We start from the raw sequence: 9,766 nt of genomic DNA, 5'->3' as shown, positions 1-9,766 counted from the left end.
TGTCCGCATTGGAACGAAGTCCGTACTGCTGCCCGCCGATATATACCGCATCCGCGCCGTAATGCACAGCAAACTTCAGCTTCTCCAAGCTGCCCGCCGGTGCCAACAGCTCCGGCTTCTCAAGCCGCACACGCTTGCCAAGAAGCCCCTGCTTCATTAAAGTCATCATTTCCACCTCGCTTTTTTTCTTCTTCCCAAATTAATAGACCTGCTCTTTATAGAAAAACCCGTAAGATAACTCACGACGGGGATCTTGCAATGCGCGAATCTCCTCCAGCCACTCCTCTTGGAACACGTAGCCTTCCGGATCCGAGACATACGCGTCGATGGCCTGACGATAGCTTCGGATAACCGTTTCATTGTATTCGGCTGATTTCAGCAGCCCGTCCAGCTTGAAGCTGTCGATCCCGCCTTCCATCAGCTCATGCAGGCTGTCCAGCATGCATATATCGTCCGAGCTCATGATATGCGTGCCGTTCGCATCCTCATAGACCGGGTAACGCTCATCCTGGCGTTCCTGCTCGATGAGGAACAGCCCTTCTTCCTTCCCAAGCGAGAGACGCTCCAGCTCCTCGGGCCTTCCCTGATGCTCTTTATAATTGGTAAGCAGGCTGCGCTTGGAATGATAAATATTCGTAATGCCGTGCACCTGCACCTGTACTTCCATCTCATCGGCCAGCTGCTTCTTCATATCCAGCGTTTCTTCCAGATTCAGCTCGCGTGCCAGCACCATCCTTACAGCGCCTTTTCTTCCCCAATACCGTGCAGTCTCATAGTTGGTGGACGTCATTTCTGCGTTCCAATGCAGCGGCATGCCGGGTGCAGCACTGCGAACGGCCATCAGCACAGCCGGGTCGCCGAAGACGACTGCATCAGGCTGCAGCTCATGCAGCTTGCCCAGATAAGTTTCCAGATCACCGAGTATACCATTATCCATAATATTATTTACCGCAATGTATACTTTAGCCCCATGTTCATGAGCCCAAGGAACAAGCTTGCTCAGCTCCTCCGTCGTCACTTCTCCCGGGAGCCGCATGCCGAATTTGTGCTCGCCTACAACAACGGCGTCCGCTCCGGCCTCGATGTATCTCTGAGCCTCCTCGGCAGACCCCGCTGAGATCAAAAGCTCGGGTTTCTTCATCTTCAATCCTCACCTGCTTTATCTATAATTACTGATTGCCCATCTTGTTGCTTTCCGCGATGTTTTTATTATGTTGCTCGAAGGTTTCGGCGAATAAATGTCCTCTTGTCCCGTCCTTCTTCGTAACATAAAACAAATACTTCGTCTCCGCCGGGTAAATGGCCGCCTGTATCGAGGCTAGGCTCGGGCTTGCGATTGGCCCAGGCGGAAGCCCTTTATTCAAATACGTGTTATAAGGGCTCTCGATACGCAAATCCTGGAACAATAATCGTTCCTTTTGCTTATCGAATAAATATTGCACCGTAGCGTCGATTTGCAGCGGCATATTTATCTTCAAACGGTTATGAATGACTCCGCTGACAATCGTCCGCTCCTCCTCCACCACTACTTCCCTTTCAATCAGTGACGCGAGCGTCAGCATCTGGTGGAATGTCAGCCCCCGCTGCGCCATGGCTTCTTCCCAGTCCTGCGGCAGCTGTACGAGCCGCTTATCGAGCTCCTGCATCATGGAGCCAATCATCTCATCCGCACCCGCATCCTTCTTCCATTCATACGTTTCAGGAAATAAATATCCCTCAAGCCGGAAACGAATGGAAGGGTCGTCCGGAATAGCAGCCGCTACCGTACCTTCTGCAGCTTTGTAGCGTTCAGCAGCCTGGAGAAATACAGAGCTGTCGATTCCGTGATCCTCCTGAAGCTTCCCAGAAATCTGCCGTACCGTATAGCCCTCGGGCACCGTGAGCCTAAGTCCCGTATCCTTGGCTGTCTCTCCCCGGTTCAGCTGTGAGATAATCTCGTCCGGCGAGAGACCCGGCATCATGTCGTATTCTCCCGCCTGAAAGCGTCCGCCCTCTTGCTTATATTTTAAATACCATGTAAAAATAACTGCATTGCGTATGATGCCTAGTTGCTCAAGTTCCGCGGCAAGCTGAGACACTCCCGTCCCGGGAGGGAATGAGATCCGCTGTGCCTCCACTGACGGCGGCATGGGCTCCAATGCTTTACCGACGTATAAGGCAAGTCCGGCTCCCGCCCCAACCATCAAAAATATAATGATGACTAGTCCCCATACGAAAACACGTTTCATCGATCTTCGTCTCTCCACAACGACTCTGTCCCACTCCTTCCTTAACCAGGTAAAACAAACGAAAAGGAGCGGATTATCTCCGCTCCAGGCAACGCTTAAAGTAAAAAGTTGTAAGCTACAACTGTTCGTCAGCTGGAAAAGTCCATTCGTCGAAAAGCTCGGAGACATTCTCCCATTCATCGTCGTCTTCGATCGTTTCAAGCTCCATTTCTCCATCATCCTTGCGCGATACGCGATAAACCTCAGGCTCATCCTCCTTGCCGGACTTCGCCTTTTCCAGCATAGCATAGCCCTGGCCGTTCAAGATCAGCTCGGAGACGATGCGGTAAACTACGGATTCCTGATGCTCGTCATACAAAATAATATCATTTCCGTAGGCTTCTCGCAACTGACGTGTAGGTTCAGCTTCCGTCATTCTGTTCAAATGAAGGCCTCCTTTCGCAAATTACTTGGACTCTTCCTCATCTTCATCGAATTCGTCCATCAGCGTATTGAAAGTTTCCTCCACAATGTTCCATTCTTCTTCATCATCAATGGTATACAGCTGCAGGTCGTCACCGTCTTCTTCATAGCGGAACGCATACACTTCGTCGGATTCCTCATCGGCATCGACTGGAACAACCATCATGTACTTTTTGTCCGAGCCGTCCACTTCGAATTTCATGATCACTTCAAATTCTTCTTCGTTGCCTTCTTCATCGGGAATATAAATAATTTCCGGCTCTTCAAGCAGTTGCTCCTGATTGGAACTTTGATCCTTCTGGGACACAGTCCATCACCTCTTCGAATGAGATTGGGAATCCATAAATCCTTGCAAAATGAGCGCAGCCGCCATCTTGTCAATGACTTGCTTTCTTTTCTTGCGGCTGACGTCCGCCTCCAGCAGCGTTCGCTGAGCAGCAACCGTCGTCAGCCGTTCGTCCCACAAATGCACCGGCATTTGTAGGGTTTCATGCAGTTCTTTAGAAAATGCAATGCAAATTTCTCCACGGGGACCGATCGTATTGTTCATATTTTTCGGCAGCCCAACCACAATTTCCGTTATTCCATACTGCCGAACCAACTCTTCGATACGACCCATATCGCGCTGTACCGTTGAGCGGTGAATCACTTCGAGCCCTTGAGCCGTCCAGCCAAGCTCATCACTGACAGCGACTCCGATCCTCTTGTCGCCGTAATCCAATCCCATGTAACGCATAGCTGCTCCAATCGGCCTGTCTGCACCTTAAGATTTATGCTGTTGGAGGTAGGAACGAACGAGTTCCTCGATCAGTTCATCTCTCTCCCGCTTGCGGATGATGCTCCTTGCATTGTTGTGTCGTGGGATATAGGCCGGATCGCCTGAAAGCAAATAACCGACGATTTGGTTGATCGGGTTGTAGCCTTTTTCCTGAAGCGCGTCATACACCGCTAAAATGACTTCTTTGGGCGATGTCTCGATCTCTTCCGCTTTGACGTTAAATTTCATCGTTTTATCCATTGAACTCATCTGGAGAAGCACCCCCCTGCACTCATGATAACCCGCATATTCCACATATTCGCCATTTGCCTAATAATTCCTCTTGACAAGCAAATTTATTTTAATCCGACGAGCTTCTCAACGCTTTGGATCGCTTCCTTCAGCTTCGACGGATCTTTGCCTCCGGCCTGAGCCATATCCGGTCTTCCGCCCCCGCTGCCACCGCAGAGTGCTGCTACTTCTTTAATCAGCTTTCCGGCATGATACCCTTTGGACACCAAATCAGGTGTAACCGCGGCTACGAGATTGACCTTGTCTTCAGCCGAAGAGCCAAGCACAATGACGGCCGAGCCCAGTTTGCTTTTCATTTGGTCTACAATGTTCCGGAGCGTCTCCATATCGCCAGCCGATACTTCCGCCGCGAGGACAGTCACACCGTTCACTTGCTTCACCTGGTCCGTCAAAGAACCCGCTTCAATGCCGCTCAATTTCGCTTTGAGCGACTCATTCTCACGAGAGACCTCTTTTAATTGAGCAAACAATCCGTCGATACGTTTCGGTACGTCCGCAATGTTAGACTTAAGCAGCCCTGCAGCGTCTCTGAGCAACTGCAGCTGGCCGTCCAAATATTGATAAGCTGCGCGGCCCGTCATCGCTTCGATCCGGCGCACGCCCGATCCGATGCCGGATTCGCTGACAATCTTAAGCAAACCGATTTGGCTTGTATTTCGAACATGGCAGCCGCCGCACAGCTCCAGGCTGTATCCTCCTACGCGAACAACACGGACGATGTCGCCATATTTTTCGCCAAACAAGGCCATGGCTCCCATCGCTTTGGCTTCCGCAATTGGCTTCAAGGCAATGTCGACGTCAATGCTTCTCCAGATTTGCGCATTGACGCGCTGCTCGATCTCCTGGAGCTCCTCCGCAGAGATGCTGCCAAAATGAGAGAAGTCAAAGCGCAGCCGCTCTGGCGCAACGAGTGATCCCGCTTGATTGACGTGATCGCCGAGCACTTCCTTCAGCGCTTTATGCAGCAGATGCGTCGCCGTATGGTTTTTGATAATATCTTCACGAACTTCTTGAGTTACGGTTGCCTGAACCTGATCTCCCTTGCGTAGTACCCCCGCTTCCACAACGACCGTATGCACGTGCTGTCCATGCGGAGCCTTGCCGACATCCTCCACTTTGATCACCGTATCTCCGGCGGTCATAAAGCCGTGGTCGCTGACCTGCCCGCCGCTTTCGGCGTAGAACGGCGTCACATCCAGGATAACCTGACACGTTTCTCCCGTTCCTACCAGATCGACAAATCGATTTTCGTGCACGATCTCCAGTACTTTAGCAGTTGTTACCAAATCAGTATAACCAACAAACTCGCTTTTAACCGTGTAGTCGGCCAGAGGGCCTCCCTGTACCTTCATGCTGTCAGAGTCTTGACGGGCTGCACGAGCACGGTCACGCTGCTCCTGCATCGCTTGATCAAAGCCTGCGCGGTCGACCGTCATTGCCTTCTCCGCAGCGAAATCCTCCGTCAGGTCAAACGGGAATCCGTAAGTGTCGTACAGCTTGAACGCATCGGGTCCGCTGATTTCAGACCTGCCTTCTTTATGCGCTTTGTCCACCATTTCAGCAAGGATGGCAAGCCCGTCCGACAGTGTCTCGTGGAAGCGTTCCTCTTCTGTTCGGATTACTTTTTCAATAAACTCGCGCTTTTCCACAACTTCCGGGTAATACACGCCCATAATCTCTCCGACGATTGGTGTGAGCGTGTACAGGAACGGCTTATCCAGCCCAAGCACCTTGCCGTAACGAACCGCACGGCGAAGCAAACGGCGGATAACATAACCGCGGCCTTCGTTTGATGGAAGAACGCCATCACCAACAGAGAACGCTACGGTTCGGATATGATCGGCGATGACCTTCAACGCCACATCAAATTCCTCATTCTGCTTGTAGGTAACGCCTGCCAGCTTACATGTTTGTTGAATGATCGGCTGGAACAAGTCGGTATCAAAGTTGGAATCAACATCCTGCAAAATCGAAGCAAAGCGCTCCAAACCTGCACCTGTATCGATGTTTTTGTTCGGTAGCGGCGTGTAGCTGCCGTCTTTATTGTGGTTGAACTGCGAGAAGACGAGGTTCCACACTTCAAGAAAGCGTTCGTTCTCTCCTCCTGGCCAGCATTCCGGATCGTTCAAATCGCCGTACGCATCGCCGCGGTCATAGAAGATCTCCGTACAAGGGCCGCAAGGACCTTCACCGATATCCCAGAAGTTCTCTTCCAGCTTGTAGATTCGCTCTTCCGGGAGACCGATTTTTTTATTCCAGAACTCAAACGCTTCCGTATCCTCGGGGTAAACGGTAACGGAGAGACGGTTCGGGTCGAAGCCGATCCACTCGGGACTCGTAAGAAACTCCCATGCCCAAGTGATGACTTCCTCTTTGAAATAGTCTCCGATCGAGAAATTTCCAAGCATCTCGAAGAACGTGTGATGGCGGCGTGTTTTGCCGACATTCTCAATATCGTTGGTGCGGATACATTTTTGTGAGTTCGCAATCCGCGGGTTATCGGGCACAATACGCCCGTCAAAGTATGGCTTCAAAGGCGCCATTCCAGCGTTAATCCACAGCAGCGACGGGTCATTATGCGGTACAAGCGGCGCACTGGGCTCGATTTTATGTCCTTTGCTTTCAAAAAACTCCAACCACTTGGAGCGAATTTCACTTGCTTTCATTAGATTTCGTTCCTCCTGCCACCTCATTTTTATAACAAAAAAACGCCCCTGAAACAGGGACGATTTGCTCGCGGTACCACCCTGGTTATTGTGCTGCTGCACTTTCACGCATCTGCACAATCTCCTCTGTTCGGACGCTAACGGGTCCAGCCGGCGGAGTTCATCCGCGCTCTGAAATGAGCGTTCGGTCATCCTTCATCAGAAAGGCTTTCACAGCTGGAACGACCGCTGCTCAGGGCAATGCCTTATGCAAACGGGATGCTCCAAAGCCTTCTCTCTGGCTAATGGGCCTATGACCTACTGAATTTCTTCGACGCTTTCGCAAATATAAACAAATAGACCTATTCAAACCAAAATTATACCGATCGCAAGCAGCACTGTCAACTGGTTATGCAAACCCGAAATGTGGGCTTCACTCGGCCCAGGCGACCCAGGTTACCAGCCGATGCTTAAACATATGGATAACAAAATCCACATAATAATCCTTCCTGACAATCCACTGGTACTCTTCATTATGATGCGCATAAAACAATACGTCGCTGTAAGTATCATTATCATCAAAATAGCCCCGTATTTGTTTAACGGCCATTTCCACCCCGACGTCCGGCCGGTGCAGCTTCATCCGGAATTCCACATCCGACCCGTTGATGTGCTCTTCTATTGTAAGCAGCTCATTGTCATATTCATATTTCAGCATACCTCATCCAGCCTTCCCAGGAAACTCTTTACATTAAATATCTCACATAAATATATACATTGGCAATCACGATGGTCACCAGCATGATCGGGAAAGCTACTTTCAGGTAGCCAAAGAACGTAATCGGATGTCCTTCCCTCGCTGAAATACCGGCCACAATCAGGTTCGCACTGGCCCCGATTATTGTACCGTTACCCCCGAGACAGGCGCCAAGCGCAAGACTCCACCATAAAGGCTCAACATTGCTTACTCCCATTACACCCATCTCTTGTATCATTGGAATCATCGTGGCCACAAAAGGAATGTTATCCATAAAAGCCGAAGCAAATGCACTCAGCCACAGGATCAGAATAGCCGAGCGTGCCGTATCTCCACCTGTAATCCCGACAGCATATTCAGCCAGTGAAGAAATAATTTGCGTTTCGACCAATCCCCCCACGAGCACGAAGAGACCGATGAAGAAAAAGATGGTTGTCCATTCCACATTGTGGAAAGCATCCTCCATGTATTTTTCACCTGTCAGCAGGAGCAGCAGAAAGGCTCCAGCCAGTGCAACGGTAGCGGATTCGATATGTACGATCTGATGAAGGAAAAAACCGAGAATCGTTAGTCCCAGAACGCCCAAGCATTTTTTTAACAGTGCAGGATCCTGAATCTCCGCTTTCTCATCAAGCTCCATGATGCTTAGACGAAGCTCATCGGTTGTTTGTATTTTTTTTCGGTACAGGAGTACGAATATAGGCAAGATGACCGCCATGATGATGATCACGACTGGCGTCAAATTTGTAATAAAGGCGTTAAAGGTCAACTCCTTCACAGCGCTGCCAATCATAATGTTAGGGGGATCTCCGATCAACGTTGCCGTACCGCCTATGTTGCTGGCCATAATTTGCGAGATGAAGAAAGGTATCGGATCCACCTGCAGCCGCCGTGTGATGCTAAGTGTAACGGGAACAATCAAGAGCACCGTGGTGACATTATCCAGAAAGGCCGAGCATACCGCCGTAACAACGCCAAGAACGACCAGAATACGGATTGGATAGCCGCCTGCTTTTTTGGCCGCCCATACCGCCACGTATTTGAATGCCCCAGTCTTCGCCGTAATTCCTACAATAATCATCATTCCAATCAAGAGGCCGAGTGTATTCAAATCGATATGATGAAATGCCGTTTCCTGATCTAGAATACCAAGTCCCACTACGAAAATAGCACCGATCATAGCGACGATGGTACGGTGAATTTTCTCGGAAATAATGAAAGCGTAAGAGATTAGAAATAACCCGAGTGCTGCGATCGCTTGCTGACTCACAAAGTGTAACCCCTTTCAGAACGATGTATGATTTACCTTACATAATTAAAGAAAAAGAAGCTTACAGTGGTCTTTTCAATACAAGCCGAGCTATGTTTCGTTATCAAGCCCTAATCATGGAACATTATACGCCTGCCCTCACTAACTGACAAGCGATAAAACCGCCGAAAAGTATCTTTCAGACGGTTCTCCGATGAATAAAGTACAGAAATACGTGCTGAAGAATCACCTTCATGACCGCGAAAAAAGGAACGGCCAATATCAGCCCGGCAATCCCTGCAATTTCCCCACCTACTAGCAGCGCAAAAATGATGACCAACGGATGCATTTTGAGAGACCGGCCCACCACTTGCGGCGAAATGACATTCCCCTCAAGGATCTGGCAGATCGTATTCACCAGTATGACCAAAAGCATCATTTTCCATGATATGGTTGAGGCAACGATCAATGCCGGAGCTGCACCTAGGAAAGGTCCCAGATAGGGGATAATATTAAACACGGCAACCACACAGGCCAGCAGCAGCGCATAAGGGATTCCGATCAGCCAATAGCCGATATACGCCAGAAGCCCGACGATCATGCATACGGTAAACTGTCCGCGTATGTAATTTCCAAGAGCTGTGTCAATGTCCACCAGCATCGAGACGATTTCTTTGCGATGAGCTTTGGGAACGATCGCCAAGGCCGTTTTTTCAATGAGCTGGAAATCTTTTAAAATGTAGAAGGCCACGAACGGAATGATGAAAACAAGAAACATAGTATTGATCGTACTCCCGATTCCGCCCAAGTAACCAGCGATTGCCAGCGAAATTCCGTTCTCCAGCTTTGCCAGCGACTGATTGATACCCTCCCGCACGCTGTCCGGCAAAAACTTCAACCCGTTGAAATTGTCCACAACACTTTGCGCTTTAAACGCCACCTCCGGCATATGCTGGTTCAGTTCGGCAAGCTGTTTAATCAGCATCGGAATCACATTCATCAGCACTACCGTAGTGGAGGTAATAAACACCGCATAGATTGTAAGCACAGCAACCGTACGCGGCACTTTGCGGGCTCCAAGCAGTGAGACGACCGGATTTAGCACATAGGAAATAATCAATGCAATAATAAACGGCGTCAAGATTTCTCGCATAAATTGATACGTACCCACGATGATTGGACGAAGCTGCAGCAGCATGAATAGGATGCCAAGCCCGAGCAGCGTATAGATCATCCCGATAAACAGCCGATGCTTCGGAAACTGTTCCATAGATTCCTCACCTACCTTGACACCAATATGCATGAAGGGCAAATTCGCCCTCTACAGTATATGTACAAGCTGACGGTCTTAACCCT

Annotated in this window: 10 protein-coding genes and 1 pseudogene; all 11 read right to left on the bottom strand. The window is 49.8% G+C overall.

What is annotated here, in order from left to right; all coding sequences use genetic code 11:
* A pseudogene (locus JOE45_RS23755) lies at positions 1-166 on the bottom strand (collagenase-like protease); the annotation flags it as partial.
* A 33-nt stretch (positions 167-199) separates the two neighbouring features.
* Positions 200-1,141 (bottom strand): peptidase U32 family protein, encoded by a 942-nt coding sequence (locus tag JOE45_RS23265; protein WP_210022131.1) that lies wholly within the window; start codon positions 1,139-1,141, stop codon positions 200-202.
* Positions 1,142-1,169: 28 nt separating this feature from the next.
* Positions 1,170-2,228 carry an endolytic transglycosylase MltG gene (mltG, locus tag JOE45_RS23260; RefSeq protein ID WP_210022132.1) on the bottom strand — a complete coding sequence of 353 codons (1,059 nt, stop codon included), beginning with the start codon at positions 2,226-2,228 and terminating at the stop codon, positions 1,170-1,172.
* Positions 2,229-2,343: 115 nt separating this feature from the next.
* Complete coding sequence (locus JOE45_RS23255; RefSeq protein ID WP_245247446.1) at positions 2,344-2,643, bottom strand: DUF1292 domain-containing protein; 300 nt, start codon at positions 2,641-2,643, stop codon at positions 2,344-2,346.
* A gap of 30 nt (positions 2,644-2,673) precedes the next feature.
* Complete coding sequence (locus JOE45_RS23250) at positions 2,674-2,997, bottom strand: DUF1292 domain-containing protein (RefSeq protein WP_210022134.1); 324 nt, start codon at positions 2,995-2,997, stop codon at positions 2,674-2,676.
* A gap of 6 nt (positions 2,998-3,003) precedes the next feature.
* Positions 3,004-3,426, bottom strand: coding sequence for a Holliday junction resolvase RuvX (gene ruvX / locus JOE45_RS23245; RefSeq protein WP_210022135.1), 423 nt, complete (start codon positions 3,424-3,426; stop codon positions 3,004-3,006).
* 27 nt (positions 3,427-3,453) lie between these two features.
* On the bottom strand, positions 3,454-3,717 hold the full coding sequence (locus JOE45_RS23240; protein ID WP_076231688.1) for an IreB family regulatory phosphoprotein: 264 nt from the start codon (positions 3,715-3,717) through the stop codon (positions 3,454-3,456).
* A gap of 86 nt (positions 3,718-3,803) precedes the next feature.
* A complete protein-coding gene (alaS, locus tag JOE45_RS23235; RefSeq protein WP_210022136.1) occupies positions 3,804-6,425 on the bottom strand; it encodes an alanine--tRNA ligase in 2,622 nt (873 codons plus the stop codon).
* Positions 6,426-6,837: 412 nt separating this feature from the next.
* Positions 6,838-7,122: a hypothetical protein gene (locus JOE45_RS23230; protein WP_210022137.1), complete on the bottom strand. Its 285-nt coding sequence runs from the start codon at positions 7,120-7,122 to the stop codon at positions 6,838-6,840.
* 28 nt (positions 7,123-7,150) lie between these two features.
* Positions 7,151-8,431 carry an ArsB/NhaD family transporter gene (locus JOE45_RS23225; RefSeq protein WP_210022138.1) on the bottom strand — a complete coding sequence of 427 codons (1,281 nt, stop codon included), beginning with the start codon at positions 8,429-8,431 and terminating at the stop codon, positions 7,151-7,153.
* A gap of 178 nt (positions 8,432-8,609) precedes the next feature.
* The gene (locus JOE45_RS23220; RefSeq protein ID WP_210022139.1) at positions 8,610-9,680 is read right to left on the bottom strand and encodes an AI-2E family transporter; all 1,071 of its coding nucleotides are present in this window, start codon (positions 9,678-9,680) and stop codon (positions 8,610-8,612) included.
* Between the last annotated feature and the right edge of the window lie 86 nt (positions 9,681-9,766).

Source organism: Paenibacillus sp. PvR098, assembly GCF_017833255.1.
GTDB lineage: Bacteria > Bacillota > Bacilli > Paenibacillales > NBRC-103111 > Paenibacillus_G.
This window is presented reverse-complemented; position numbering and strand designations above follow the sequence as displayed.

What these genes read in the sequence shown, in the direction of transcription:
- JOE45_RS23265 (WP_210022131.1), bottom strand. Translation starts at nt 1,141, where the DNA reads ATGAAGAAACCCGAGCTTTTGATCTCAGCGGGGTCTGCCGAGGAGGCT.
- mltG (WP_210022132.1), bottom strand. Translation starts at nt 2,228, where the DNA reads ATGAAACGTGTTTTCGTATGGGGACTAGTCATCATTATATTTTTGATG.
- JOE45_RS23255 (WP_245247446.1), bottom strand. Translation starts at nt 2,643, where the DNA reads ATGACGGAAGCTGAACCTACACGTCAGTTGCGAGAAGCCTACGGAAAT.
- ruvX (WP_210022135.1), bottom strand. Translation starts at nt 3,426, where the DNA reads ATGCGTTACATGGGATTGGATTACGGCGACAAGAGGATCGGAGTCGCT.
- JOE45_RS23240 (WP_076231688.1), bottom strand. Translation starts at nt 3,717, where the DNA reads ATGAGTTCAATGGATAAAACGATGAAATTTAACGTCAAAGCGGAAGAG.
- alaS (WP_210022136.1), bottom strand. Translation starts at nt 6,425, where the DNA reads ATGAAAGCAAGTGAAATTCGCTCCAAGTGGTTGGAGTTTTTTGAAAGC.
- JOE45_RS23230 (WP_210022137.1), bottom strand. Translation starts at nt 7,122, where the DNA reads ATGCTGAAATATGAATATGACAATGAGCTGCTTACAATAGAAGAGCAC.
- JOE45_RS23220 (WP_210022139.1), bottom strand. Translation starts at nt 9,680, where the DNA reads ATGGAACAGTTTCCGAAGCATCGGCTGTTTATCGGGATGATCTATACG.